Below are 26,345 nucleotides of genomic sequence, written 5' to 3' on the forward strand. Positions count from 1 at the left end.
CGCTCCCGGGTTCAGGCGGCCTGTCGCCGCCAGTCGGAGGGGGTGTGTCCGCGGGCGCGTTTGAAGGCGACGCTGAACGCGAAGGCGTCCGCGTAGCCGACCGCGCGGGCGACGGCGGCGACGGTGTCGTCGGTGTCGCGCAGCAGATCGGCGGCCAGGGTCATCCGCCAGGTGGTGAGGTAGGTGAGCGGGGGTTCGCCGACGGCGGTGGTGAAGTGGGCGGCGAAGGTGGCCCGGGACTGGCCGACCTGGCCGGCGAGTTCGGCGACGGTCCAGCGGCGGGCCGGGTCCTCGTGCAGCAGGCGCAGTGCGTCGCCGACCGCCGGCGTCGTCAACGCCGCGTGCCAGGAGGGGAGTTCGGTGGCGTTCGGTCGGGCGCACCAGGCGCGCAGGGCGAGCACCAGGACGAGGTCGAGGAGGCGGCTGAGGACGGCGTCCTGGCCGGGTTCCTCCTGTGCGGTCTCGGTGGCGAGCAGGTCCAGGGCGCCTCTGGTACGGGGGCCGGCCGGGACGACGGCCAGGGGCGGGAGCGCGGCGAGCAGGCGCTCGCCGACGTCGCCGCGCAGGTCGTAGGCGCCGCGGAGCAGGACGGTGGCGCCGGGCAGCCCGTCGCCGTAGGTGCGGGGGGCCAGGCTGCGCCGGCACGGTCCGAGGGGTTCGAAGGCGGGCGTGGTGCCGCTGCGGATGATCACCTGGGGCGGGGTGTCCGGGGCGTCGGCGACGGTGCAGCGGGGGGTGCCGCTGATCAGCGCGATGTCGCCGGCGGCCAGCCGCACCGGGGCGGCCCGGGGGTCGTCGTCGAGGCGCACCCAGGCCGCACCGTCGAGTGCGGCGAGGACGGTGAGGGTGGGGGCGTCGGCGAAGGTCATCGCCCAGGGCGGGCGCTGGATCATCTGCCGCACCAGTGCGCTGCTCGCGCGGGCCCGGTGCAGCAGATCGCTCAGGACGTCCATGCGCCCCAGGCTAGACGATGCCGGAGCTGGACGACGACAAAGGGATCGTCGACGATCACCCATGGATCATCCGGATCCGGCACGGTTGTCTGGAGGGCATGACGAAGAACATCCTGATTCTCGGCGGCACCGGTACCACCGGCCGCCGCATCGCCCGCCGCCTCGCCGCCCAGGGCCTGGCGGTGCGGACCGCCGCCCGTACCGGCGCCGACGTCCGCCTCGACCTGGACGACCCCACGACCTGGGCGCCCGCGCTCGACGGCGTCACCGCCGCCTATCTCCTGGAGCCCGCCGGGCAGTCCCGCACCCCGCGTCTGGTCGAAGCAGCGGTCGCCGCGGGCGTGAAGCGCCTGGTACTGCTCTCCGCCCACGGCGTCGACCACGCCGACGACAGCCACCCGCTCAGGGCCGCCGAAGCGGCCGTGCGCGGGAGCGGCGTCGACTGGACCGTCCTGCAGCCCGAGTGGTTCGCCCAGAACTTCAGCGAGTCCTTCTGGCGGGAGGGCGTGCGCTCCGGCACTCTCACCCTGCCCACCGGGGACGGCCGGGTCCCCTTCGTCGACGCCGAGGACATCGCCGACGTCGCCGTGGCCGCCCTCACCGAGGACGGCCACAGCGGCCGGACCTACCGGCTGACCGGTCCCCGCTCGCTCAGCCTCGGCGAGGCGGCCGACGTGATCACCGCCGCCACCGGACGCGAGGTCCGCCACCTCGACATCGCCCCCGAGGACTTCATCGCCCAGCTGGTCGCCCACGGCACGCCCGAGGTCGTCGCCGGCGTGCTCACCGGCCTGCTGGTCAACATCCGCGACGGCCACGCCGCCGACGTCTCCGACGGTGTCGAACAGGCCCTCGGCCGCCCGGCCCGCTCCTTCGAGTCCTTCGCTGCCGCGGCGGCGGCCGCAGGCATCTGGGACTGAGCCCGTCCGCAGCTCCGGCCGTCCCCGCACGGCCGGGGCTGCGGCTACGTACCGGCCAGCCAGCCGGTACGCCGGGGCGCACCGGGTGTGCGGCGGTCGTGGACCAGCCAACGGAGACACAGGCCGACACGCTGGTGGATGTTCAGGCGCCGCAGGGCCGGAACAGGAGCGCGGGACGCCCGAATCCGCGAGTCGCTCCCGGGTCCGATCGAAACCCGATTTGTCAAGGAAATGATCGGCGCCTTCGGAGTGTCTCCCGTTTTTGCCCCGGCGGGCCGCGGTCTCCTACATTGTGCGGAACATTCGGTCGTCGCCTCCGGGGAGCGGAAGCCGAACCGCTTCCTCCGTGATTTCGGGTGGGAACAGAAGAACGCGCAGCCAATTGTGCGTTGACGGAACAATGCGCTCTCCGGCCGGACAACGACGGGTCCGCTCGTGCGGTGCGCGAACGCGGGGAAATGGGCGCAAGGAAAGGAGCCGGGTGATGAACCTGGTGGTCGCTGACCCGCACCACGGGCAGGTGGAGATCTCCGCCGACCGCGAGCGCGGAGTGGTCGAGGTCAGGTCGCCCTCTCTGCCGCACGCGACCGTAACGCGTCGGGAAGGATCCGTGGCCGGCGATGTTTCGCCGATCGGGACCCGTGACGGCAGCCGGACAGTTCTGACAGTGGGCGGCGAATCGGGGCGGGTGTCTCCGGGGACGGGGTTCGCCACCCGCCGGTCCTACCGGGTAGGTGTTGAATTCCGCGGTGTCTCCTACGGGTTCGACCCCGTCGCGAAACATCTCACCCGCTTCACCCGGAACGGGGTCGAGCTGGCCGTCTTCGAGCGGACCGCCACGGGCGGGATCGGGGCCTCCTGGTCGCCGGACGTTGCCTGCACCCCCGACGAGGCCGCACTCGGATACGTGCTCGTCGGCGCCTACGGAGTGGGATCCCCGGGCGTTCTGAAGTCCGTCATCGGACACGGGGGATTGCCTTTCTAGACCCTCGCCCCGGGTGACGCGCGGCTGGAACCCTTCGGCCGCGCGTCACCCGCACGGCTGGGCGACAGGATCCACGGGCGCCGCCCGGGCCGACGCTTCCTGCTGTCCCGTACGCCGCCCCGACAGCCCCGACAGCGACCGCGGGGCCGGGGTCCACACCTGCCGGACAGGCGAGTCGCAGCCGAGAACCGCCCGGTGGCACGGGCGTGCTTCCGGAGGTGTCCTGACGGTTCTCGCGCCCCCGCAGGCTGCGCGCCCGAGCGCCTGCGCAGCTCCGGGCTGCCCCAGAAGAACGATCAAGAGCACACCACGGCACACCCTCTCGGTCTGCTGCGTGCGACACCGGGCCCTTCCCATCCCGAGTACGCCCGCCTCGTTGCACAGACGGTCCGGCGGCTCCGGTTGCGGGCCGTCTGGGTATCGCGCGGTGGCGCCGCAAGCGCCACGGCGGTGCCCGGCGGAGTGGGGGAGTCCTGTCGTTGTCGACCGGCGGTCGTGACCCCGTGGCCGGCCGGACCCCGGCTCGCTCGTCGGAGTCACGGCGGGTGGGTTGCGGCCCGTGTCGAGGTGGCGCGATCCGGCGGGCAGGAGCCCGATTCGCTGCTGTTCGCCGGGGCGGGCGCGGGCGACACTGGTACGTGGGCGATCGGACCTTCGATGGCCCGTAGGCTGTCCATGATCCTGAGGGGGGAGCACATGCGGTCCAGCTCGATGACGAGGTCCCTCGCCGTCCTCACCGTCGCCGCCGCCATCGCTGTCGGCGGAACGGCGGGTACGGCCTCCGCGACGCCCGCGTCCGTCGCCCGGGAGGCGGCGGGCGCCCAGGCCGGCGTACGGCTCACAACCGTCGAGAACCTCGGCCTGAACGCTTCCGAAGCCGCCTACCTCCAGGACTGGCTGGCGCTGTACTGGGGTTACCCGGGCGCGGCCGACGGTCAGTTGGACACCGAGAGCTGGAAGGCGCTCCAGCGCTTCCTCCAGGCCAAATGGGGTTACCTCGGTGCGATCGACGGGATCGTCGGTACCGGGACCGTCAAGGCCCTGCAGCGCCGGCTGACGGCGGAGGAGAGCTACCACGGTCCGATCGACGGCGTCGCAGGACCGGACACCCGTGCGGCGTTCAAGCGCTTCGCCTCACCCAAGGACTGAACCCGGCGAACGGCCCGCCGGCGTGTGGCGGGGCCGTCGCCGGGCGCGGTCACGGCGTGCCGACGGAGGAGGTGTTGTTGCCTCCCGGGTCCCGGGCGGCAACAACACCGGTGCCCTCGTTACCGGTCACCTCGTCGGCGCGCCCGCAGCAGGCGGGCGGGGCCGCCGATCGTCAGACCCCCCAGGAGTGCTGCGAGCAGACCCACCGCGAGACCCGCGAGCCCTTCCCCGGGGAGGACGAGGACGAGAAGGCGGTGAATGCCCCAGGCGGCGAGGAGCGCGCACGTGACGAGGGCCCACAGACTCCCCTCGAGCCCGAGGCGCGGCGGCGCGGGCCGGTGCTGCTCGTCTTTCATGATGTTTCCGTTCCGTGGAGTCACTTGCCCTTGATCAATCCTTAGAGTCCACCCTTGACCGCCCCGCCGACGGCTCCGGTCGCCGCGCCCGGGCCGCAGCCCGCGCGGGCTCCGATCGAGCCGACGACACATCCGCCCACCGCTCCGAGAACCGCCTGCTCGCTCGACTTCTTCGACGCGGCCTGGAGCCGCTTCCAGGCAGAACGGACGCAAGGGGCCGATGCCCCGTGCGGCCCTCGCCGATGATCGCGAGGAGACACCCAGCCTCTCCCGCACCGCACCGATCCGTAACCCCCCGACCCGCTGCTCCCGACCGGCCGACCGGCTGCTCCCGACCGGTCCCCCTCCGAGGCACCAACAAGCACTGCGTCTGCACCTGCCCGTCCCGCGAGGCCCTCGCGACCGTGATGGACAAGGGCAAGAGGAGCTGTCACGTTGGCGGGTGTGTGATCGCCTGAGGGGGCGCCAACGCGACAGCTCCGATGTGGGGCCCGCCGACGAGCCGACGGGTCCTTGGGGAAGGCGGCTACGGAGTCCAGTCCTCGTACCAGGCCGTAGTGTCGATCATGCTGAACTTGCCCGTTGCCCGGACGACCGCCAGCTTCTCCGATTCCAGGAAACGGTAGGGGCCGCCGTCCAGTTTGAAACGATAGAAAACATCGAATGTTCGGGAGTTTCCGATCGTTCGAACGGCTTCCCAGTCCGGGGAAACTCCTTCGGCCATCGGAAATTCGTATTCCGCGTCCCCGCGCTCTCGGACGATCACTCGGGTACCGGCCGGGACGTACTCTCCGGGAGGCAGATCCTTGTCGCTCCGGTCGGTTTTCCAGCGGATTTCCATCTTCCCACGCCAGGCGGTCGCGTCGATCCAAGCCCGCGGTGCCGGCAGAACGGGCAGGACTCCCGTTTCCAGGTGCGCGGCCGGTGGCTCGGTCGTGGACGCGCGGAAGACGTGCACAAGGACTTCGACGAGTTGTTCGGCGAGTAGGGCGGCATCGACGATCTCGCCGACGACGGGCACGACCTGGGCGGCTGCCAGGGCGGCGATGGAGATGGCATTGACGACCACGCCTTCGATGTCGTGGTGTTCGAGCGCGGCGGCGATCCCCAAAGCATGGCCGATCCCCGGAACAATGGCGACGGTCGCGGCGGCCTTGTCGAGGGTTGTGACGTTTTTGTTGGCGAAGGTCTCCGACATGCCGTAGATCCAGGAGCCGACGGCGAAGGCGCCGACAGCCACGTGCGCACCGCTTTTCGCGCTGACCCGGGCATGGGTGGACGTCGAGGTGGTGTGGGCCTCGCTCCAGGTCGGGCCTTTGGGGTGCCGGTTCGGCAGGCTTTTCGTGTACTCGGTGTCTCGCGCCACCGCCGAAGCCATCTCCTTGGACCTGTGTTCGATGGCTTCCCATGATGCGGCAGGGATGCAGCTTCCCGCAGACCTCTTGGCGCGACCGCCTGGGACGCAGCCGGTAAGGCGTGCGTCTTCTGCGCTGTAGGCATAGGCTTCGTCCGCGGAATTCCGGTACTGCTCGAACGACTTGTGCGGTTCGGCGCGGCATTGCTTTTCGGCAATCTTCCACGGGACGATGTACTCAGGCCTTCCGGTTCCGTCGTCGAGAATCTTCAGTATGGTCCGGTCCTCTGCCAGGGCGTCCATCAGATTCTCGCCCGAGGGTATCTTGAAATAGTTTTTTATATCCCTTATTCGACGATTCCGGAACTCTTCAAGGTGCTCGGTGCGGCCCTGGGAAATGTCGACGATCGCAATCTTCACACTCTTTTCGAAGCTCACCTTCACGACGCCTCCCGCGCGAGTCCTTAGTTCCCCTTGAATCTCTCCGTGGCTGTACTCGGCGGCGTGGTAAGGAGTTTCGGCGAGATAGAAGCCATTCCAATCGGTATTTTCACTGGACTTTCGACGGATTGCATCCAGGAGCGAGGGGAGGTTATTCGGCTTGTATCCGTGGTAAAGGGTGGGACTGGTCGGGTCGCCAATGCTGATGGTGTCAGGCATGGTGGGGCCACCGTTTCGCGAGGATTGGATCACGGATGACTGCCGCACAGACCTCCCGTAATCTTTCGAGAGCGTATCTGTCGGGTTGATCGCGGATTCCGTGGGAACAGATACGAGACTAAGGCGGTGCAGCGGCCGCAGCATCCAAACTGTCGGCATCCAATAGCAATGAAATGAAAGTGTGCGACTTTTGCAAGATTCCTGAGAGTGGCCGGGCGAGGGCCTTGCGGTCGTCGGTTCTGCCTTGTATTCGGCGGTAACGAAGGGTGACGACCGTCGTCGGCATGGCCTGCAGCCCTTGCCCGCAGGCTGCCGGGTCCGGGCGCCGCGGCCCCGGGGGAGGACGCGGCAGCCTGTCAGGACAGGGGGTCGGCGGCCAGGTCGATGCCTCCGAGAGTGGGTCCGAGACCTCCGTGGCGGACGAGGACGATGCCGGCTGGACCGTGCCGATGGAGTGCGCCGCGCGCAACGCCCGCCAGTACGCCGCCAGTACCCGCAGGCGCTGACGGCGGCTGCGGCGAACCGCAGACCACGCCCGCGGGGTTCACAGGCGGGCCCGGGCGTCGGATCCGCCGCGCCGGTGCAGACCGTACGGCCTGTCCGGCCGCGCGGCCGGCACCTCGTGGACCGGTCGTTGCGGTACCGGCCCCGTCGAGCGGGCCTGCCCGTTCGACGGGGCGTGGCTGCTGCGTGCTCCGACCGCCGCCGGTACCGCCGCCGGGACGGGTGCCGAAACGGGTGTCAGGTCGCCGTTCCGGGGGTGCCGCCGGGCGCTTCGTAGTTCCCCTTCGGGGTGGTGTTGACCTTGCCGTCCCCGCCCTTGCCCCCGTCGCAGTCACTGACGCTGCCGCCCGGCGACCCCCCCTCTCCGCCCTGGCCGCCGAAGACACTGATCTCACCGCCGGCGCTGATGCGCCCGTCGTTGCCGTCGCCGCCCCGGCCGCCGTTGCCGCACCCGAAGATCGAACCGTCATGCGGATTCCCCAGCGCGCCGTCTCCCCCGCGCACCGTCACCCTGTCGTCCCCTCCGCCGCCGTAGATCTCCCCGGTATTGCCGGCCCGGCCCGACGTGCCGAGGGGAGAGCCCACGCCCCCTTGCACCGTGATGGTGTCGTCGCCGGTCCCGCCGTTGACCTCGCCCCGGTTTCCGACCACGTTCGCCGTCACGAAGAACGGCGTCGCGTTGACGGTGATGGTGTCGTTTCCGCCGCGGCCGTTCACGACGACACCGGACGGGACCGCGCGACAGACGATCTCGTCGTCGCCCTCTGTGCCGTCGATGCGCGACCCCGCGACCTCGACCCCGTTGACCCGGCAGGTGACTGTCGCAGCCTGCGCCGGCGTCGCCGCCACGACGCTCGTCGCGGCGACGGCCGACAGCAGCGGGAGGACGGTGGCGAAGCGGAGGCGGCTCAGGGGGACAAGGCTGCGCGGCACGGGAGATCCTTTCGACGGAGGGCGCGAAGCCGTCAGCCCTGTCACGATCTTCGGGCCGGCCCGGCTGCAAGGGATTCGTCCGGGCCCCGACGGCCCCGCTACAGGGAGTACCGGACACCGCCCACCCTCCTGACGCGACAGGCCGGACACCCACGCGCCAGGTCACCCGCAAGGCCCATCCGCGTGACTGCTTCCGCCCGGGGCCGGAGCGGCGGCACCGGACCGGACGGGTACCGGGGACGCGAGGTGCGGACCGGGGACGTTCCGCGCTCCTGCCGGACCTGGACGTTCACGCCGCCCGACGGCACCGTCCGCACCAGGCACCGGCAGGGGAACGCACCGCGGCAGGTGCCCCGCCGGCCACGGTGACGGCATCGTGGCGGAGAACGCCGCCGGCGCCGTCCCCACGCGCGCCCGGTGCCGCCCGGCCGGGCCCGCGCCCGTGGCGCGGTGCGTGCCGTCGGCTGCTCGACGGTCTTCTCGGTGCCTCGGGCTCCTGCGGGATCGCCGCCTCGGAAGGAGGAACCCTCCGCCCCGGGGCGGTCACAGGTCCCGATGGGTGGCCCGGTGGGCGATGTGGCGCAGGGCCTGGACGGCGGAGGGCGGGAACGGCGCCCGGTCCAGGGTGCGTTGGGCCCGGTCGTGGCGGTGGCGGATCATGCGTTCGGCTTCGTCCCGTGCTCCTGTGTCGACGATGACGGCCCGGACGCGATCGGCGTCGTGGTCGGTGAGAGCAGGACGGCCCACGAACTCGCGCAGGGTCTCCAACTGTGCGGGATTCGCGCGTTGGTGGGTGAGCGCCAGGAGGACGGTGCGTTTGCCTTCACGCAGGTCGTCCAGGCGGGACTTGCCGGTCCGGTCGGGTTCGCCGAAGACGCCGAGGAGGTCGTCGCGCAGCTGGAACGCCTCTCCCAGGGGGAGGGCGAAGGCGGTGCAGGCCCGGAGGACCGTCGGGCCAGCGCCGGCCAGGGCCGCGCCGATGTGCAGGGGGCGTTCGCAGGTGTACTTGGCGGTCTTGTAGCGGATGACGGTGAGCGGGGTGCGGATGTCGTGGGCCGGGGTGGTGGGGGCCAGGAGGTCGAGGTACTGGCCGTACATCGCCTCCTCGCGCATGAGCTCGCTCAGGTGCCGGACCGCCTCGAGGCGGTCGGCGGGGATGTCGGCGGAGTGGAGGAGTTCGTCGGACCAGCACAGGGCGAGGTCGCCGACGAGGATGGCCGCGCCGGTGCCGAGGTGCTCCGCTGCGGCGTCGGGCGTCCGGTCGGCGTACCGCAGGGCGAACGCGCGGTGGACGGTCGGGCGGCCGCGGCGGGTCTCGGAGCGGTCCATGACGTCGTCGTGGATGAGCGCGAAGGCGTGGAAGACCTCCAGCGCGCTCGCGGTGCGGACGACGGCTTCGGGCAGGGGGCCGCGGGAGCCGGCGGCGTACCATCCGATGGCGCACAGCAGCGGACGCAGCCGCTTGCCGCCGGCGTCGAGGAAGGAACGCAGGCTTCGGGCGGCCGTCGGAGGGAGGCCGTGCTGCGCCGCTGTCCGTTCCTTGGCGGTGAGGAATTCGTGGAGGCACTGTTCGACGGCCGCTCGGACTGTGGGCAGGTCCAGGGCCGCTGAGAGGTCGTCGGGGGTGCTGGTCATGGCCGGAGGCTTCCGATCGGTGTGCGTGGCGCAGCCTTGGTGGTTTGTGCGCTGTATGACGGCTGTGTGGTCGTTACGGGGGCAGGGGGCGTCCCCCGGTGAAGAGCGATGCCGGCGCCGTTCGCGACCGGTGCCTCGGCTTCTGTGGGTGCGACGGTCCCGAGGCGGATCCGGGGGAATCCGGGGGTAGGGGCAGTGCCTCGCAGCGAGGGGAGGAGAGCGCTCAGGTTGCCGCGTCCGCTTCTCGCGCGGGTCTGCCGCGTTCGAGGTGGAGGTGGGCGCGCATCAGTTCGCCCGGGTTGGTCTGTGCGGCGAGCAGCGACAGTTCGCCGCAGAGCACGGTCGCGGCCGCGATCACGGCGAGCCGGCGGGCGTTCTCCCCGGGCTCGCGGTCGGCCCGGCAGCCGAGTCTGCTGAGGTTGGTCTCCACGAAGTCCAGGCTCTTGCCGTTGCCGACCGTGCCGACGATGAGGTTCGGCAGGGTGCAGGCGAAGTACAGGTCGCCGTCGCGGTCCTCGGCCATGACGGTGCCCTGCGAGCCCTCGACGATGTTGGCCGCGTCCTGGCCGGTGGCCAGGTAGAAGCCGAGCAGCATGTTCGCGAAGTGGGCGTTCGCCGAGCGGATGCCGCCGGCGAGCAGGGTGCCGAGCATGTTCTTGCGGATGTTCAGGCGGACGATCTTCGCCGCGGTGGTGCGGAGCACGCCGGTGACGACCTCGCGCGGCACCAGCAGCTCGGTCACCACGTTCTTGCCGCGGCCCAGGATGCCGTTGATCGCGGTGGCCTTCTTGTCGGTGCAGTAGTTGCCGGAGATCGACCCGTAGGCGATGCCGGGGACGGTCCGCAGCAGATGCAACAGGAGAGCATCGCCGGCGAGGGTCGCCATGTTGTGGCCCGCCGCGTCGCCGGTGGTGAACTCGAAGCGGACGAACAGCAGGTTGGCGTTGATCTCGTGGCGGACGCCGACGAGTTCGGCGAACCGGCTGCAGCCGTGAACCACTGTTCTCAGGTCTTCGAGGTGTTCGTCGATGCTGCGGGCGGCGGTGAGCGCGGTCTGTGCGTCGGTCGCCTCCAGCAGGACGGAGCGGGTCATCCGCTCGTCGACCAGGGTGGCGACGATGCCCTGTTCGCAGAGCATCGAGACCTTCGCACCGCGGCCCACGGAGGGCCACAGCGGGGACTCGTAGGTGGCCAGCGGGACGTGCGTCTCGGTAGTGGCCGTGTTGCCCGAGATGCGTACCGGGCCGACCCAGCGCATCGGGACGCCGGCTGTGGCGGGGGCGTGGGTCATGAGTCGCTCCAGTGGGTGAGCCGGCCGACTGGGCCGGTTACGAGGCGGCAGGGTTGTCGTCGCTGACATGTGTGCGTCGGTCTGCCGGTTGTCCGGACGGAGGGCGCGGGCAGGAGAGGTGGACGGTGTGAGGGGACTTCGGTGCTGCCGTGTGCGGCTGATGGGAGGGCCGGCGCTCATGGAGCGTCGGAGGGGGGAGTAGACGGGCCGGGGAGCCGATCTCGGCTGCCCCTTTCCGAGGCGGCGTGCAGATGGACCGGCTGAACTCCGGCCGCGGCCCAACGATGCCGCAGCTCCTGGACGAGGTTCGGGTCGTCCAGGAGGGCTATGCCGCAGTCGCCGCCCCCGGCACCGGAGGGCTTGGCTGCGCCGCCGAGTTCCTGCGCGATGTCGCACAGCGCTGTCAGCGAGGGGGTGAAGATGCCGATCCCCGTCTCGTTGTCCAGCCTGGCCAGCTCCGCGCGGGCACGCCGGATCGGCTCCAGCAGGGCGTGGCCGTCCCCGCGCGTGAGTGCACTGACACAGGACCGCACGCACTCCGTGGTAGCGGCCACGAATCGTCGGTGGGACGGTGTGCCACGCCATGCGCTGCGGTGCAGGTCGGAGAGCATCAGGGTGGTGGAGGCCGGGGCCCCGGTCCATCCGGTCTCCAGTACCAGGTCCGCCGGTGCCGGAAGCCGGGTTACGGCGAAGCCCGGCCACGCCTCCTCCAATGCTGCGGTCACGCCCCGTCGGCGGGCCAGGGCCAGCACGGCCGACCGGTCGGGTGCCCGGTACTCGATCCAGCCACCCCACGTCGCGGCGGCGAGGTCGCCTCCGGACCCGGCCGCACCGATCGCCGCCGCGGCCAGAAGGGCCAAGCGGTAGCGCTGCTCGGCCGACGGGGCGAGCCCGCAGTACGCTGTCACGGCGTCAACGGTCGCCACACCGACGGCGCCGCTGGAGCCCAGGCCCAGCTTCACCCCGTCGTTGTGCAGTCGGCTGCTGACGGAGACGGTGATCTCCGGGAGGACGAAGCCCTGTTCGTTCAGGAGCCTCGCGACGGTCTCGACGGTGGCCACCACATGGGCGAGGCTCGGCCCGACCGGCCTTCCGGAGTCTGCGAGGACGAGTCGTCCGGCGTCCCAGCGCAGGCGCGCCGGACCGGCGGTCAGATCCGAGGAGATCGTGACCTGGGCGCCGCTCGGCCCCGCCACGGTGACGGTGACGTGGCGGTCCACCGCCATCAGCAGCGCCGGGGTGCCGGCCTCCGTGACCGCGTACTCTCCGGCGACGAACAGCTTTCCCGGCGCGCGACGTGTCACCGGCGTCGGAAGCGCGCTCATGACGAATCCCCCAGCAGCCGAGCTCCCGGCCCGGGGCCGGCCACATGCACCGAGTCGGCCGTCACGGCCGCGCGCACCACGCCCGCCACTCGACCGGCCTCGGCCCGGTGGCACAGGACCTTGACGTTCGGTCCGGCGTCCATCGTCGCCCATGCCGACACCCCGTCACGGCGCAGTTCCAGTACCGCGTCCAGGACGGTCAACGAGGCCGGTGACAGGTAGCGGACGGCCGGACGCGCCGCGAGCATCACGGCGTGCATTCCGAGTGCGTTGCGCTCGGCTATCTCGCCCACCGCGTCGAGGTCGCAGCCGTGCAGTGCCGCCCGCATTTCCACCAGGTCGGCGCGGCTGGATGCCATCCAGGCCCGGAACAGCGGTGAGGTGTTCACGGTGTGCTGCATGGCCTCCCGGCTGGACACCGGTTTGGGGCGTGGGTCGACCACGGCGATGACCAGTGCGGGATCGAGCACGTCCAGGCGCACCGGTACCGGTTCGGCGAAGGAGTCGAGATCCGGGTCCTGGTGTCCGGTTCGTGCGGCGTGCCAGACGGCGAAGGCACCGAAGACCGAGCGTGCGGCCGAGCCGGAGCCGCGTCGGGCCAGCCGGGACAGGGCCCGCGCGTCGAGGTGGAGGCCGTAGGCGGCGCAGGCGGCGGTGGCCAGTGCGGCGAAGCCGCTTGCCGAGGACGCCAGTCCGGCTCCGGTCGGAACGGTGTTGTGGCTTTCTACTACGGCCCGCGCCGGTCGGCCGGACGTCTCCCTGACCAGGTCGAGGAACGCGACGACCCGTCGAAGCGGTTCGCCGTCGAGGGGTTTGCCGTTGAGGGTCACGGTGTCCTGCCGGTGGCGGGGGGTGAGTCGAACCCGGGTGGTGGTCGGGAAGGTGTCCAGAGTCATGGACAGGCTGCTGGTCCACGGCAGGACCAGTCGCTCGTCACGTTTTCCCCAGTACTTGACCAGTGCGATGTTCGGGTACGCGAGCGCGGCTGCATCCTCGCCCGCGTCCGACCGGTCTTCGGTCGTCCGGTGGGCGGCAGGGGGCGGGTCCTCGGCGCTCATGGCAGCTCCACCGTTCCCAGAGGTGCAGTCCAAGTGCGCACCGCGCCGGCCGATGCCAGCGCGCGGGCGACCTCCTGCGCCTGTCCGGCGTGGGCGAGCGCGATCACGCAGCCGCCCATGCCGCCGCCGGTGATCTTCGCACCGGGACTCCCGGCGGCGACTGCGGCCCGAACCATTGCGTCGATGGCGTCGGTACTGAGGCCGGCATTTCTCAGTAGTACGTGGTAGCTGTTCATGTTCGTACCCAGGTCTTGGATCCGTCCCCCGGTGAACGCCCGCTCGGCTGCCTCGGTCAGGTCGGTGGCCTCCCGGACGAACGCCTCACGTGATCCGGAGCGGCTCGCGAAGCCGCGCGCCAGCAGCTCCACGGCTTCCCGGGTGTGGCCGGTGGTGCCGCTGTCCGCCACGATGAGCAACCCCTCGCAGCGGGGCACCAGTTCACGGGCCGTTCCCGCTCGGAACAGCAGCGGGGTGCTCGTCGCGACAGCCATGGCGTCGACACCGCTGGCGCGACCGTGGGTCACCTGCTCGGCGACCTGGACCAGGCCGAATGCCAGCCGACTGGTCAGTTCGACCCGGAAGAGCTGAGCCATCGCGCCCAGGGCCGCCTGCGCGCACGCCGCGCTCGATCCCAGACCGCGTCCGGGCGGGACGGTGCAGTCGATCTCCACCACGACCCTGTGTTCTTCCGCTACTCCCACGGCGGCGCGAAAGGCCGAGGCCAGCGCGCACATGGCATCGTTGCCGCCCTCGGCGGCCCCCGGTGCCTGTCGCCGGGAGCCTTCCATGGTGAACGAGAAGGTGTCGCGGCGCGTGCGCGAGGAGCCGGCGTGCTGCGCTGTGGCTGTGACGGACAGTTGCGGGAACGGAAGGACGAGCGCCGGAGCTCCGTGAACGACCGCGTGCTCACCTGCCAGGATCACCTTGGCCCAGGCGCGGCCGTCCCGGGCGGAGACCGGTTTGCCGGTCACCGGTCCACGGTCCGTCGGGTGTGAGGACAACAGGACAACTCCTTCACGGTCTGACGTTCACTCGGAACAGGGCTGATGCCGGACTGTCGGCCGCGGTTCCGGCGGCCGCGGCCGGGCACGGCTCGATCGGCTTCCCGGACGGCCGGTGCCAAGTCGTCCGCCCACGGTGCGAAGGGCTGGACGCCGGGCCGGTACACGACCCTGCCGATGCGTTGTGGGCCCGGTTGCGGCCGGTCCGCGATTCAGGCGGTCGACCCGGCGGCGGAGGTGGTGAGCCGTTGGGTGGCTCGCGTGGTCACGTAGGCCACTGCGCCGAGGCAGACCAGGTCGAGCACGGTGGTGCCGATGTAGAGCCAGGTCAGCAGGTGGGTGTGCGCGTTGGGGAAGTCGGGGGTCCAGCGGGTGAAGGCGAGGGTGATCGAGGCGGTGCCCAGGACCCTGAGGACGGTGATCGGGACGGTCTGCCCGCGCGCGGAGGGGCGGGCGATGAGCATGGCGAGGAAGAGCCCATTCATCAGGATCTCCATCGCGTAGGCCGAGTAGACGCCCCACGGGTCGTGGAAGAAGGAGTTGACGGTCAGGACGGTGGGGAAGGCGATGGCCAGGGTGAGAAGGACCATGGCGTGGAAGACCGGTCGCGGGAGGTGGGGGAACTCGGCCGGGCCGAAGCGCAGCAGCTGGTACAGCAGCACGACGTCGAGCGTGAACCACGCGATGATCGCGAGGCGCAGGGCTCCCGGGTACGGGGTGACGAAGGAGTAGGCGAACTCCCAGGAGATGTTGGCGCAGAGCGCCACGAGCGGCATGCAGTAGGTCTTCTGGCGGAAGCCGAGACGGATCATCAGCGCGTAGGTGATGACCCAGGCCGCGCCGCCGGTGACGAAGAAGACGTGGAACACGGGTGTGCCCTTCCGGGGGTGGCGAGTGTGTGGCCGGTTTCAGCGGTGACGGCGGGTCACGGTCATCGGCAGGCTGCTGGGGCTCAGGACGAAGCCGGCGACCTTGTGCACCCGCGCGCCGGGAACGAGGCGAAAGCGCCACCGTTGCAGGAGGGTCGCCAGCACGACGAGGAGTTCTGCGCGGGCGAGGCTCTCCCCGATGCAGGCGCGGATGCCGGCGCCGAAGGGGATGAACAGGCCGGCGGCGTCCGTTCCCCGGCGCGCGGTCAGCCAGCGGTCGGGGTCGAACCGGTGCGGGTCGGGGAAGGCGCCCGGGTCGTGGTGGAGCAGGTAGGGGGAGTACCAGAGGGCGGTGCCTGCGGGCAGGGTGCGGCCGCCGACGTCGACGGCCTCGGCGACCCGGCGGGTGAGCATCCAGGCCGGTCCCTCCAGGCGCAGCGTCTCGTCGACGACCCGGCGCAGGACGGGAAGGGCGTCGAGATCGTCGACCGTGATGTCGCGTGTTCCGAGGGCGGTGTCCAGTTCCTCGACGACGCGGCGTTCGACGTCGGGGTGTCGGGCGAGTTCGTACAGGGTCCAGGAGAGGCTGACCGCGGTGGACTCGGTGGCGCCGCCGAGCATGGTGATCACCTCGTCGTGGACCTGCCGGTCGGTCAGCCGGTCCCCGCTCGCGCGGTCCTGGGAGTACAGGAGCACGGACAGCAGGTCCTGGTGGTCGTGCCCGTCGTCGCGGCGGGCCTTGACGATGTGCGAGACGACCTCGTGCAGGCTCACCACCGCCGTGCGGTAGCGCCGGTTGGCGGGGGTCGGCAGCCGTTCCGCCAGGCCGAACGGCGCGGTGACCCGTTTCCCGATGCCTCGCACGACGGTCAGCCCGGCGTCGTCGATGACGGCCTCCGATCCGTCGTCGAGGTGGCTGTGGTAGAGGATCCGGGTGCCGATCGCGGCGGCGAGGCGGTACATCTGGCGGTCCATCTCCAGGGTCCGGCGGTCCTGCCAGGTGTCCGTGCGCTCGGCGGTCGTGCGGGCGGCGACCTGGAGGTAGGCGGGGAAGCGGGAGCGGTGGAAGGCGGGCTGGACCAGGGCGCGCTGGCGCCGGTGGGCGCGGCCCTCCGCCGAGGCCAGGCCGTCGCCGATGACGGGGCGCAGCTTCTCGAACTGGGCGCCCTTGTGGAAGTGGCGTGCCTGTTCCGTCAGGACGGCGCTGGTGAGTGCGGCCGTGGTGGGCAGGTACACCCGTTGGGGGCCGATACGCAGCTCGGCGAGATCCGCCAGTCCGCGCAGGGACTCCAGGAATCCGAGGGGGTCGCGCCGCAGCGAGAGCGCGTCGCCCAGCAGCGGCAGGCGGCCGGGAGGGCGCGGGTGGTCAGAGCCGTGGTTCGGCATCGGGTGTTCCTCCCGTGCGGTGGGGACGGGGCGCGGCGGTCGGGGGGTCGGCGAAGCGCAGGGTGTCGCCGTGGTTCCAGGCCAGGACACCGGCGAGCACGTCGCGGAAGGAGACGATCACGTCCTCGTGGCGGGTGCGTTCGGGGCCGCGCAGGCCGGAAGCCGCGATGTGTGCGAGGGTGCGCCGCTCCGCGGCCGGGTACTCGCGCACCCGCTGCCCGATCCGCCGGGCGACCTCCTCGCCCGCGCGTTCGGGGGTCCAGCCGCGCCTGCGGGCGAGGACCGTGACGAGGTTGTCGCTCTCGTCGCTGGCCGTCTCCCGGGCGAGGGAGACGAGGTCGTTGTCCCAGCCCGCGATGTCCGCCGCGCACGCGACCTGGGCGTGGTACTCGGCGCTGGTGTGGAGCAGGGGCAGCGTCTCGGTGTCGTGCGCGAGTTCGGCGAGGTCGGCGAAGATCCATGCGCAGCTGGTCCGTCGGCGCAGGTCGATGTACTGGTTCTCGGACGGCGGCCGGCCGTCGCGGCGGTGCTCCGCTTCGGTGGCGAAGGCGTCCACGGTCTGGCGCAGGTGTGTGTCGAGCCGCTGCGACAGGGTTCGCGGAACGAGTTCGCGGGTGCGTCGGCGGATGTCGGCCAGGGCGCGGAGGAGCGGTTCGGGCGGTGCGGTCGACGGCGGGCAGCCGAGGACCGTGGCCAGCTCGGCGAGGGTGCGCGAGCCCGCGGTGCTGTCGGCCGGGTCGTGGTCGAGCCGGTCGTCGAGGACGAAGAGCCAGGTGAGGTAGGCGGTGACCAGCGCGAGCCGGGGGCTCTGGGCGTCCGGGTACATGCGGGCGGCGGCCAGGTGCGGCGCGCAGTCGGCCAGCCACGACGCCCGGTCGGCGCGGACCAGGCCGACGGCGGACGCCCAGCGGCCGTTGGCCTGCGCGGCCGTCGCTGCGAGCGGGCTCGTGCGGCTGCGAAAGGGAAGGCCGTAGAGGACGGTGGAAGTGGCGGGCCGAAGGGATTCGGCGTCGTCGTCGGCGGGGTGCGGATCCTGGTGCGTCATAACGGTTCCAACGGCTGTGCGGGGGCGCGGCAGGTCCGTGCGGGACGGCGGCGCGGCGGGTCGTGAGGGGCGGAGGCCGGGGTGGCTCCGCGTGGGGCCGGGACGATGACGTGAGCCTGCTGCAGCGGTCGGCGTCCGGTGCGGGGCCGTGCCGGGGCACGGCCGGTGGCTCGATGCCGCTGTTCCTCGTCCCGGGACGAGGAACAGGGGTGTGTGGTCCTGGCCGTGCGCGGTGACCGCGTCGGCGCGGCCCGGGCGTGCCGGCCCAGGAGGCCGCAGTCCGGTTGCCGTGCGCCGAGGAGCCCGGACCGGTGCGGCCGACCGCGCGCGGCGGTCGGGCACAGGAGGAGGTTCGGGGCGTTCGTCGGGCGGTGGTGCGAGGTACCCGGGCCCGGCCGGTCACCGCCGGCCCGAGGAGGGCGGCGCCGGTCGTGCGGACCCGGGGGAACTGTCCCACAGAGGGAGTCCCCCGTCACCGGAGCGCGCTGGCGTGAGCGTCGTTGCGCGGAGCGAGGGCACGGCGTGTGCTTCGGCCTGTCCGCCCGGCAGTGCACTCCGGGGCGCGCGCCTTGGCGGTCGTGCGCCGGTCACCGCACCACGTTCGCGTGCCCGTTCGTGAGCGTGGCCCCCGGTGGTACGCGGAGCGGGCGGGCGCCCATGGCGGTACGAAATCCACCCGCCTCGGGCCGGGCCGCCCACCCGGCTCGAGGAACCAACGGCCCGCGGCCCGCTACGAGGTGGGTGTACGCCCCGCCAGTGGCGAGGCGTACGCCCGGCCCGCCCGGCACCAGAAGGGCACACCGAACCGGTGAACCGCTGCAAGCAGTTGAACGGCGAGCTCAGAGGAAGTGCCGGATCGGGGCGGTTGCCGCCTCCATCGCGCGCCGGGCCGGGCTGCGGCGGTGCCGGCGGGACGGTGTGAGGGCCTGGCTGCGTGTCAGGTCCCGGTCGAAGTCCTGGTCGAGCCGGGCGGTGAATTCCTCGTCGACGACGGCCAGCACCACCTCCTCGTCGTGGTCGAGCGAGCGGCGGTTGAAGTTCGCCGAACCGATCACGGACATCGTGCTGTCCAGTGTGAGGACCTTGGCGTGCATCATCGTCGGCTCGTACTGCCAGACCGTCACCCCGCAGGCCGTCATCCGCCCGAAGTGGCGCTCGCCCGCCAGCTGGCAGACCCGCTTGTCGGTGTGGCGCCCCGGTACGAGAAGCTCGACGGTGACGCCGCGCCGTGCCGCCTGGCAGAGCAGGTCGACGAAGTAGTCGTCGGGGGCGAAGTACGCGGTGGCCACGCGGAGCCGGTGCTCGGCGGAGGAGATCACCACCCGCATCAGGGTCTGCAGGTCCTGCCACCCGACGGCGGCCGAGCCCCGGACGACCTGGACCACCGCGCCGCCGGGCTGCTCGTGCTCCTCGAACCGGTCGGCCCCGTCGTAGAGCGTTCCGGGGGCGCACTCGGCCCGGTTCTGCGCGAAGGCGGCGGCGATGCCGTCGACCGCGGGGCCGACCACCCGGACGTGGGTGTCGCGCCACTCTCCCGGGTGGCGGGCGTCGCCGCACCACTCCTGGGCGATGCCGACTCCGCCGGTGAACGCGGTCCGGCCGTCCACCACCGTCACCTTGCGGTGGCAGCGGTGGTTCTGCTTGAACGGCGGGAGGCGGACCGGGCGCCGGAACCAGGCGATCCGGACGGGTGTACGACACGGTCCATTCAATGGCTCGCCGCATGTCCTCCCGGTTGCCTCCACCGGTGTTGGGGGCAGCGGGAGTTGGTCGGCCAAGGAGGCCCGGGCGGCGCCGAGCGCCACCCCGTGCTCGTCCTTCCTCGCAGCCGTGCTGCCCGGCAGTGGTAGTCCTGGGGGCGGAGGACTTCGTGCAACGCGGGGCCGCCGGCACACCTGGTCGACTGCGGTGGATGTGGGCCGGTGCGCGCTCGTGCCCGAAGAGGGCGCGGACGGATCGTTCCGGTACCGCACCGACAGCTCGCACCGCAGCCCGGGCCGTTGCCCATCGCCGGGTGTGTACGGTGTGCGAACTTCCCAATATCTTCACTAAACCTGTTTAGTGACTCGTTGTTGCGATCGGGGGGCGAAGGTGCAGATCGCAGCGCACGCCAGCAGTTGATCATCGTGCACGAAGGTCGCAAACCTAGGCACAGGGTCTGCTGGGTGATCGGTCGAGGAATGTTGAAATCACTTGACACTAAACTGGTTTAGTGATCGACTGTCATGGCCCTGACGATGTGGCTCTGGTGCCGGTGCGCTGCAAGGGCGGCGGCGGGCACGGGGGTTGTGGTGACCGTGCAAGAGTTCCCTTGGAGGTGTTTCGGTACTTCTGGCTGACGTTCCGGCGATTTCCGCCGATTGCCCTCTTGGGCGGGTCGAACACGGCTTCCCGCCAACGGTGGAGGTCGCTGTGTCGTGCGCGCGGAGGGTGGGGTCCGGTGCCGGGATTCGCAGCTGATCCGGACGGGTGTGTGCCGGCGGTGCCCTGCTGATCGTTCTGCCTGGTCGACGCGGTGCGGGATCGGCTCGACACTCGACCGTGCCTTCTGCGGAGCTGGGCGGGGGAACCCTTCCCCGGTGACCGTCGGGATCTTGGAACGCGGCCCGGTGGAAGCGGCGGTATGACCTCCAGGACCGTTCGTGTCCGCTCGCCGGACTGCTCTGTCGCGAGAGAGTCGGACGGCTCCCGTGCTGGTTTATCGGGCCGTTCGACCATGCCTGCCGAATTGAAGAAGATATAGGGAGTCGGATTTGTATGCCTTATGGAATGTGCTTTATCCTGCGTTTCTGAAATCTGTCGGAAGGGGCTCCGGCGAGCGGGCGGACCCGGGCTCTTCGCTCTATTTCATCGATTCCGGGCGCAGATCTCGCGGTCGGCGCCCGTGTCCGCCGTTCGATCCCCCATCGGCGGATCCGAGGGGGCTCGCGTGACCGTCTCGAGGTTAGGTGCACGGGTAGCCACCAGGATGTCGGCGGTCGCAATGCTGCGATTCGTACCGTCGGGCATCCTCGCCGCCCTGGTCGTCGTCTCGGCTTTCGTCAGTGTCCTTCCCGCCCTTGCGGGTCTGGTGTCGCACCGGATGGTCTCTGTCCTCGACCAGGACGATCCGTCCGGCGGGGCTGTCGTTTCGGCCCTCGTGGTGACCTGTCTGGTGTTGTTCCTGCAGCAGTCCGCGGACCTGATGCTCGACCCGATCCGCCTCGTGGCCGCGCGGGCCGTCGACGAGCGATTGCGCCGCGAGGTCGGCGAACTCGCGATCAGCCCCAGCGGGACGGGTCATCTGGAGGACGCGGCGATCGCCGGGCGTCTCACCATGGCGAGCAATGACCTGCAGATCTTCACGGCCGGACTTGCGGCGGTCGGTCACGTCGGGATGTTCTTCCAAATGCTGGGAGCCGTCGCCTGCCTCGTCGTCATCGGCGTGTCGGCACCGTGGCTCGCGCTCGCGTGCCTCGCGGCCCTGCTGATCAGCCGGTCCGAGACCGTCGGGATCTACGTCAGGGTGAACTGGGTCTGGGTGCACGGCGCAGAGCTCGCCAGGCGGACCCGCTACTGGGGCTACTTCGCGCGAAGTATCCAGAACGCCAAGGAGGTTCGGGTCTACGGTCTGGGGGACTGGGTCGCCGACCGCTTCCGGACGGCGGCGCTGGCGCAGGAGAGCCCGGTGATCCGGGCCCGCAGAGTGGCGCTCACCAGGACCTGGCGGCCGGTGGTGGCGGGAGCGGTCGCCATGGTCGCGGGGTTGGTTGCCGTCGCCCTGGGGGGCGGGGGAGACCCCGCCGCCGTCGCGCAGAACATCACCGTGCTCCTCGGGGCCCTTGCGCTCGGCGACATAGGGACGGGCGGATTCGCCGTCGAGCACGGCAGGCCGATCGTCGAGGCTTTCCACCGGCTCCGTGCCGAACTGCCCACCGCCGGTACGCACGGACGTCGGGACGAACCCGGCACGACCGGCCGACCGCCGCGGCTGTGCCTTGAGCGTGTGACCTTCGGATATCCCGCCTCCGCCGCTCCCGTACTGGTCGAGGCGACCCTGGAGGTCCGCCCCGGAGAGGTCCTGGCGATCGTCGGAGTCAACGGAGCCGGCAAGACGACGCTGGTAAAACTGTTGACCCGGGCCCACGAGCCGCAGTCAGGCCGGATCACGACCGACGGCGTCGGGATCGCGGACCGGGACGTCGAGGCGTGGCGTGGGGACATCGCCATGGTTGGGCAGGACTTCCTGCGCCTTGACCTCTCCCTGCGGGAGAACGTCGAGATCGGCGCACCCGAACGGCTGGGCGACGACGCCTTCTTTGCCGAGGTCCGTCCCGAACTCGATCTGGACGACATCGTGGCCGGCCTCCCCGCCGGATGGGACACGCCATTGTCCAGGACCCGGAGCGGGGGCAGCGATCTGTCCGGAGGGCAGTGGCAACGCGTCGCCGCGGCCCGCGCCCAGTACGCGCTTCGCGCCGGCCGGAAGGTCCTGCTGCTGGACGAGCCGACCGCGCATCTGGACACCGACGCCGAGATCGCTGTGTTCCGACGGCTCTGCGCCGCGGCTCGTGGAGCCACGGTCATCCTCATCTCGCACCGGTTGTCCACGGTCCGGTTGGCCGACCGGATCGCCGTCCTGCGTGACGGGTGCATCGGCGAGCCCGCACCGCACGAGCGGCTGATCGCGGAGGACGGCGACTACGCACGGCTCTTCGCCCTTCAGACACGGCAGTTCACGGAGGCGGACGCATGAGGCCCCGCACCGAGGACACGGTGGGAGGACGCGGCCCCGCCGCAGGGGGATCGCGCGCCGTCGCCCGACTGTGCTGGCGCACTGATCGCGTCCGCTGCCTGCTCGTACTCCTCCTGGTGGGAATCGGTGTCGTCGGCCAGCCCGGACTGGGGCTCCTCCTGAGGAACCTGGCGAACGCCGTGGTCGAGGGCGACCAGCGCTCGGCCCTTCGCGACGCCCTGTTCGCCGCCGTGCTGTGGGGGATCACTCATCAGCTCCATGGCATCCGTGGCCTGTTGCTCAACGACATCCGGGCCCTGGCAGGTCTGGCGATCGACGAGGACGTGATCCGGCTGACCACCCGGATCCCGGGCATCTCACATCTGGAGGACCCGCGGAGCCTCGACCGGATCAATGCCGCCCGTGGGGTCACAGTGGTCGATCGGGTGGTCGCCATGGTCGAGACCGCCGGGTCGGTCCTCGGACTCGCCGCAACGATGGCGGTCCTGTCCTCGGTGTCCGGATACCTGATCCTGCTGCTGCCGTTGGCCTTCCCGGTCCTGTGGTTCGAGCGGATCGGCCGAGCCAGACGGCGTCGGGCGCAGGAGCTGATCGCGGAGGAACAACGAACCGCTGACGCCCTGCTGGAAACGGTGCTGGACCCGGTCACCGCCACCGAGCTGCGGGTCACCGGCGCCGGGCCGGTACTCCTGGACCGTTACCAGAACCGTTGGCGACGGGCCACCCGCCTGAGGGCACGAGCCCGCACGGAGTACGCGATACTGATGGCGGCCGGCTACGCCCTCTCGGTGGCCGGGATCGGCTGTGCGCTTGCCGTAGTGGCGTGGCGGATGCGGGCAGGCGAGGCCACGGTCGGCGACCTCGTCCTGCTGCTGGCCGTAGCCCGGCAGCAACAGGGACTGGTGCAGGCGAGCGCGGCCGGCCTGTCACGGATCGCCGAGGCCGCCTACGCCATGCGCTCGTACATCTGGCTGACCGAGCTGGCCACCGCAGGAGCGCCGTCAGGCGCATACGCAGCGGTGCCGGAGCGACTGACGTCCGGGATCTCCCTGTCCGGTGTCTCCTTCGGCTACCCCGGCACGGAGCGCACTGTCCTGAGGGACGTCGCGGTGGAACTGCGGCCCGGAACGGTGGTGGCGCTGGTGGGGGAGCACGGTTCGGGCAAGACCTCGCTGGTCAAGCTGCTGACGGGCATGTACCCACCGTCGGCCGGGAGTATCAGACTCGACGGGCGCCCCCTGACCGGGTACGACCCCGTGCGATGGAGGAACCGCATCTCCTGTGGCTTCCAGGACTTCGTCCGCTTCCAGACCTCGGTTCACGAATCGGTCGGCGTGGGTGATCTACCACGGATCGACGACCTGGACCGGATCCGGCAGGCGGTCCGCCACGGGGCTGCCGAGGACGTCGTCGACGCGCTCGACCATGGCCTGGAAACCCGGCTCGGCACCCTGTTCGGCGGCGTCGGCCTGTCGGGCGGTCAGTGGCAACGGCTGGCCCTGGCCCGGACCTGCATGCGAGAGGCACCCCTGCTCATGGTCCTGGACGAGCCGACGGCGGCACTCGACCCGCGGGGGGAGTACGAGGTCTACCGACGGCAGATCGCCCTGGCGCGGACCCTGGCCGAGCGCGGCGGCACGATCACCCTGATCGTCTCGCACCGCTTCTCCACCGTGCGGGCCGCCGACCTGATCCTCGTGCTGTCCGCAGGGCGGATCGTCGAACGCGGCAGTCACACCGAGCTGCTCGCGGCGGGCGGACGGTACGCCCGGCTCTACGGACGGCAGAGGGCGGCCTACCAGTGACGAAGGTCCGACCGCGGACGGTACCGGGTCGCGGCGCCGCCAGGGTTCGGGCCCTCGCCCGCCCATGTCACCGACAGAAGGCAGTTCATGACGAAAGGCACGACGATCAAGTGAACGAGGACCTGCTCGACCGTGTGCGGACCGTTGTCGTCGCCGCGCTGGCGCCGGACGTTCCGCTGACCGACCTCCGGCCAGACCAGGACCTCTGGACGGCGGGGATGGACTCGATGGCCAGTGTCCGGGTGATGCTGGCTGTCGAGGAGACCTTCGGGATCGAGTTCCCGGAGGAGGCGCTCACCAGGGAGACGCTCGCCAGCGTGACCGCGATCGCCACCGCCCTGCGGGACCTGGCCGGGCCGGCATCGGGGGCTGCGGGATGACGGCCGTCACAACGGATCCTCTGGTCGGCACCGCCCGGGAACTGGCCGCCACCGTGCTGGCCCGTCACGCCGGCGCCGCGGACCGGGACGCGCGGTTCCCCTCGGAGTCCGTCGCGGCCCTGCGCGACGCGAAACTGCTCGGGGCATCGGCCCCGGTGGAACTCGGAGGCTCCGGAGCATCGCTGGAGACGCTTGTCGGAATCGCCCGGGCGCTCGCCCGAAGCTGCGGCTCGACGGCGATGATCTGGGCCATGCATCAGGTGCAGCTCCACTGCGCCTGCCGGTACGGCGCCTCCTCGCCGCTGCTCCGGGAACTGCTGCGCGGCGCCGTCGAGGACCAGTGGCTGATCGCCTCGGTCACCAGCGAGCGGGCCACCGGTGGCGACATCGGCCGCAGCTACGCCGCGGTCGAGGTCACCTCCGACGCGGACGCGCGTGTCGAGAAGGAGGCCACGACTCTCTCCTACGGCGCCGACGCGGGTGCCTACCTGCTGTCCGCCCGCCGATCACCGCATGCGGCGCCGGGCGACCAGGTGGCTGTGCTGCTCCGGCGCGAGGATGTCGTCCTGTCGGACGAGGGCCCCTGGCAGCCGCTGGGCATGCGGGCGACCCGCAGCCCCGGCTACCGCGTGCGCGCGGGTTTCGGTACGTGGCAGATCATGGACACCCCGTTCCACGAGATCGCCTCCAACGCCATGACTCCGCTGTCCCACGTGCTGTGGGCGGCGGTCTGGGCCGGACTGGCGACGGAGGCCGTCGAACGGGCCACGCGGCTCGCCCGCCGACGCCACCACGGTGGCGGGCCGGGCTTCGACCGGTGGTCCCTGGCAGCGGCCCACCGCTCGCTCGCCGTCGTCGACACCCACCTCGACGACGGCGTCCGGCGCGCCGACGAGGTTCTGGCGGGCCGGGCCGCACCCACCACGGCCTTCGCCATGAGGATGAACACGCTGAAGATCGCGGTCTCCGAGCGCGCGCTGACCGCCGCGCTCGAAGCGCTGCGGGTGTGTGGAATGCCGGGCTACGCGGAGACCGGCGAGTACTCGATCGCCCGTATCCTGCGCGATCTCCACTCCGCCCCGCTGATGATCAACAACGACCGGTTGCTGGCGGCCAACGGCGAGCTGGCACTCCTCACGAGGAGCACCGCATGACACCCGTCCACGATTCCCTGGGCCTCGATACCACGGCCCTCTTCGCGAGCACCGGGACACCGGGCATCCCTCTGACATTGCCGCTCGGCCACCGGCTTCTCGCCGCTCTGCGCGCCGGTATCGCCGGCCTCTTCGCCGACCAGGTGATCACCCTCCTCCAAGCACCCCCGGTGGTTCCCTACGACGTGGTGTCCCGGGCCGGGTTCGCCGAAGCCTTTCCCCACCTGGTGGGCTCGGTCCGGCTTCCGGACGAGACGACGGCGACCCGGGAGCTGACGCTGACACCCGCGGCCTGTCACCACGCCTTCTCCCTGCTCGAAGGCCGGCTGGTCACCCTTCCCCTCTGCCTCGGGATCGAGGGAACCTGCTTCCGCGACGAGTCCAGGACCGAGACGGGCCGACTCCGCAGCTTCCGGATGTACGAGCTGGTGTTCCTCGGGGCCCCCGAGTCCGTCTCGAACTGGCTGGACGAAGCCCTGCGCCGTGCGGCCGACTGGTTCGCGGAGATCGGTCTGGGGCACCGGCAAGTGCTCGCGAACGACCCGTTCTTCGGCCGCACAGGCGCACTCCTGGGCAGGCTTCAGCGGGAGGACCGGGCGAAATGGGAACTGCAGATGCCGGTCGGGCCCGGCCTGGACCAGGCCGTGGCGTCCTTCAACCACCACCGCGACCACTTCGGCCGGGCGTTCTCGATCCGGCCGGGCTCCGGCTCGGAACTGCACAGCGCCTGCGCGGCGTTCGGTCTGGACCGTCTGCTCCTGGCCGTCGTCCACGCCCATGGTCCCGATCCTGGTTCCTGGCCGGCCGAACTCGCGACCGCCGTAGCCACCTGACCCCACGGGAGATC

General features: G+C 71.2%; 19 protein-coding genes and 1 pseudogene. 8 read left to right on the forward strand and 12 right to left on the reverse strand.

The window, feature by feature from the left end:
• Nucleotides 1-11 precede the first annotated feature (11 nt).
• Nucleotides 12-953 (reverse strand): AraC family transcriptional regulator, encoded by a 942-nt coding sequence (locus BLU95_RS40230; RefSeq protein ID WP_093864395.1) that lies wholly within the window; start codon nucleotides 951-953, stop codon nucleotides 12-14.
• Nucleotides 954-1,051: 98 nt separating this feature from the next.
• On the opposite strand from BLU95_RS40230, the gene BLU95_RS40235 reads away from it, so the two are divergent.
• From BLU95_RS40235 to BLU95_RS40245, 3 genes are all read left to right on the forward strand, one after another.
• Nucleotides 1,052-1,873 carry an SDR family oxidoreductase gene (locus BLU95_RS40235; protein ID WP_093865473.1) on the forward strand — a complete coding sequence of 274 codons (822 nt, stop codon included), beginning with the start codon at nucleotides 1,052-1,054 and terminating at the stop codon, nucleotides 1,871-1,873.
• A 484-nt stretch (nucleotides 1,874-2,357) separates the two neighbouring features.
• Nucleotides 2,358-2,858 (forward strand): hypothetical protein, encoded by a 501-nt coding sequence (locus tag BLU95_RS40240; RefSeq protein ID WP_093864396.1) that lies wholly within the window; start codon nucleotides 2,358-2,360, stop codon nucleotides 2,856-2,858.
• A 696-nt stretch (nucleotides 2,859-3,554) separates the two neighbouring features.
• A complete protein-coding gene (locus BLU95_RS40245) occupies nucleotides 3,555-4,007 on the forward strand; it encodes a peptidoglycan-binding domain-containing protein (protein WP_093864397.1) in 453 nt (150 codons plus the stop codon).
• Between the two features lie 882 nt (nucleotides 4,008-4,889).
• Here BLU95_RS40245 and BLU95_RS40255 read toward each other — a convergent pair.
• From BLU95_RS40255 to BLU95_RS40310, 11 genes and pseudogenes are all read right to left on the reverse strand, one after another.
• Nucleotides 4,890-6,377 carry a hypothetical protein gene (locus BLU95_RS40255; RefSeq protein ID WP_159425252.1) on the reverse strand — a complete coding sequence of 496 codons (1,488 nt, stop codon included), beginning with the start codon at nucleotides 6,375-6,377 and terminating at the stop codon, nucleotides 4,890-4,892.
• A 741-nt stretch (nucleotides 6,378-7,118) separates the two neighbouring features.
• Nucleotides 7,119-7,814 (reverse strand): hypothetical protein, encoded by a 696-nt coding sequence (locus tag BLU95_RS40265; protein ID WP_093864401.1) that lies wholly within the window; start codon nucleotides 7,812-7,814, stop codon nucleotides 7,119-7,121.
• 543 nt (nucleotides 7,815-8,357) lie between these two features.
• A complete protein-coding gene (locus tag BLU95_RS40270; RefSeq protein WP_093864402.1) occupies nucleotides 8,358-9,449 on the reverse strand; it encodes a polyprenyl synthetase family protein in 1,092 nt (363 codons plus the stop codon).
• 223 nt (nucleotides 9,450-9,672) lie between these two features.
• Complete coding sequence (locus BLU95_RS40275) at nucleotides 9,673-10,740, reverse strand: hydroxymethylglutaryl-coenzyme A reductase family protein (RefSeq protein ID WP_159425253.1); 1,068 nt, start codon at nucleotides 10,738-10,740, stop codon at nucleotides 9,673-9,675.
• A gap of 176 nt (nucleotides 10,741-10,916) precedes the next feature.
• Nucleotides 10,917-12,065, reverse strand: coding sequence for a phosphomevalonate kinase (locus tag BLU95_RS40280; protein WP_093864403.1), 1,149 nt, complete (start codon nucleotides 12,063-12,065; stop codon nucleotides 10,917-10,919).
• A complete protein-coding gene (mvaD, locus tag BLU95_RS40285; protein ID WP_093864404.1) occupies nucleotides 12,062-13,123 on the reverse strand; it encodes a diphosphomevalonate decarboxylase in 1,062 nt (353 codons plus the stop codon). Before mvaD ends, BLU95_RS40280 begins: the two co-directional genes overlap by 4 nt.
• On the reverse strand, nucleotides 13,120-14,094 hold the full coding sequence (mvk, locus tag BLU95_RS40290) for a mevalonate kinase (protein WP_231978139.1): 975 nt from the start codon (nucleotides 14,092-14,094) through the stop codon (nucleotides 13,120-13,122). The genes mvaD and mvk overlap by 4 nt, the downstream gene beginning before the upstream one ends.
• 242 nt (nucleotides 14,095-14,336) lie before the next feature.
• On the reverse strand, nucleotides 14,337-14,993 hold the full coding sequence (locus BLU95_RS40295) for a transmembrane-type terpene cyclase (protein WP_093864405.1): 657 nt from the start codon (nucleotides 14,991-14,993) through the stop codon (nucleotides 14,337-14,339).
• Nucleotides 14,994-15,032: 39 nt separating this feature from the next.
• A complete protein-coding gene (locus tag BLU95_RS40300) occupies nucleotides 15,033-16,379 on the reverse strand; it encodes a cytochrome P450 (protein WP_093864406.1) in 1,347 nt (448 codons plus the stop codon).
• Nucleotides 16,360-17,424, reverse strand: a complete 1,065-nt coding sequence (locus BLU95_RS40305) for a terpene synthase family protein (protein WP_093864407.1) — start codon at nucleotides 17,422-17,424, stop codon at nucleotides 16,360-16,362. Before BLU95_RS40305 ends, BLU95_RS40300 begins: the two co-directional genes overlap by 20 nt.
• An 839-nt stretch (nucleotides 17,425-18,263) precedes the next feature.
• A pseudogene (locus BLU95_RS40310) lies at nucleotides 18,264-19,112 on the reverse strand (phospholipase D-like domain-containing protein); the annotation flags it as partial.
• 1,295 nt (nucleotides 19,113-20,407) lie between these two features.
• On the opposite strand from BLU95_RS40310, the gene BLU95_RS40315 reads away from it, so the two are divergent.
• From BLU95_RS40315 to BLU95_RS40335, 5 genes are all read left to right on the forward strand, one after another.
• The gene (locus BLU95_RS40315) at nucleotides 20,408-22,159 is read left to right on the forward strand and encodes an ATP-binding cassette domain-containing protein (RefSeq protein WP_107452658.1); all 1,752 of its coding nucleotides are present in this window, start codon (nucleotides 20,408-20,410) and stop codon (nucleotides 22,157-22,159) included.
• Nucleotides 22,156-23,964, forward strand: coding sequence for an ABC transporter ATP-binding protein (locus tag BLU95_RS40320; protein WP_093864409.1), 1,809 nt, complete (start codon nucleotides 22,156-22,158; stop codon nucleotides 23,962-23,964). Before BLU95_RS40315 ends, BLU95_RS40320 begins: the two co-directional genes overlap by 4 nt.
• Nucleotides 23,965-24,074: 110 nt before the next feature.
• Nucleotides 24,075-24,344 carry a phosphopantetheine-binding protein gene (locus tag BLU95_RS40325; RefSeq protein ID WP_231978140.1) on the forward strand — a complete coding sequence of 90 codons (270 nt, stop codon included), beginning with the start codon at nucleotides 24,075-24,077 and terminating at the stop codon, nucleotides 24,342-24,344.
• Complete coding sequence (locus BLU95_RS40330; RefSeq protein ID WP_093864410.1) at nucleotides 24,341-25,498, forward strand: acyl-CoA dehydrogenase family protein; 1,158 nt, start codon at nucleotides 24,341-24,343, stop codon at nucleotides 25,496-25,498. Before BLU95_RS40325 ends, BLU95_RS40330 begins: the two co-directional genes overlap by 4 nt.
• Entirely contained in the window at nucleotides 25,495-26,331 is an 837-nt protein-coding gene (locus tag BLU95_RS40335; RefSeq protein ID WP_093864411.1) for an aminoacyl--tRNA ligase-related protein, read from the forward strand. The genes BLU95_RS40330 and BLU95_RS40335 overlap by 4 nt, the downstream gene beginning before the upstream one ends.
• Nucleotides 26,332-26,345: the final 14 nt, after the last annotated feature.

Source organism: Streptomyces sp. TLI_053, assembly GCF_900105395.1.
Taxonomy (GTDB): domain Bacteria; phylum Actinomycetota; class Actinomycetes; order Streptomycetales; family Streptomycetaceae; genus Kitasatospora.

Bases quoted from the DNA above. Each gene is read 5' to 3' on its own strand.
- BLU95_RS40230 (WP_093864395.1), bottom strand. From the start codon at position 953: ATGGACGTCCTGAGCGATCTGCTGCACCGGGCCCGCGCGAGCAGCGCA.
- BLU95_RS40235 (WP_093865473.1), top strand. From the start codon at position 1,052: ATGACGAAGAACATCCTGATTCTCGGCGGCACCGGTACCACCGGCCGC.
- BLU95_RS40240 (WP_093864396.1), top strand. From the start codon at position 2,358: ATGAACCTGGTGGTCGCTGACCCGCACCACGGGCAGGTGGAGATCTCC.
- BLU95_RS40245 (WP_093864397.1), top strand. From the start codon at position 3,555: ATGCGGTCCAGCTCGATGACGAGGTCCCTCGCCGTCCTCACCGTCGCC.
- BLU95_RS40255 (WP_159425252.1), bottom strand. From the start codon at position 6,377: ATGCCTGACACCATCAGCATTGGCGACCCGACCAGTCCCACCCTTTAC.
- BLU95_RS40270 (WP_093864402.1), bottom strand. From the start codon at position 9,449: ATGACCAGCACCCCCGACGACCTCTCAGCGGCCCTGGACCTGCCCACA.
- BLU95_RS40275 (WP_159425253.1), bottom strand. From the start codon at position 10,740: ATGACCCACGCCCCCGCCACAGCCGGCGTCCCGATGCGCTGGGTCGGC.
- BLU95_RS40280 (WP_093864403.1), bottom strand. From the start codon at position 12,065: ATGAGCGCGCTTCCGACGCCGGTGACACGTCGCGCGCCGGGAAAGCTG.
- mvaD (WP_093864404.1), bottom strand. From the start codon at position 13,123: ATGAGCGCCGAGGACCCGCCCCCTGCCGCCCACCGGACGACCGAAGAC.
- BLU95_RS40300 (WP_093864406.1), bottom strand. From the start codon at position 16,379: ATGCCGAACCACGGCTCTGACCACCCGCGCCCTCCCGGCCGCCTGCCG.
- BLU95_RS40305 (WP_093864407.1), bottom strand. From the start codon at position 17,424: ATGACGCACCAGGATCCGCACCCCGCCGACGACGACGCCGAATCCCTT.
- BLU95_RS40315 (WP_107452658.1), top strand. From the start codon at position 20,408: ATGCTGCGATTCGTACCGTCGGGCATCCTCGCCGCCCTGGTCGTCGTC.
- BLU95_RS40320 (WP_093864409.1), top strand. From the start codon at position 22,156: ATGAGGCCCCGCACCGAGGACACGGTGGGAGGACGCGGCCCCGCCGCA.
- BLU95_RS40330 (WP_093864410.1), top strand. From the start codon at position 24,341: ATGACGGCCGTCACAACGGATCCTCTGGTCGGCACCGCCCGGGAACTG.
- BLU95_RS40335 (WP_093864411.1), top strand. From the start codon at position 25,495: ATGACACCCGTCCACGATTCCCTGGGCCTCGATACCACGGCCCTCTTC.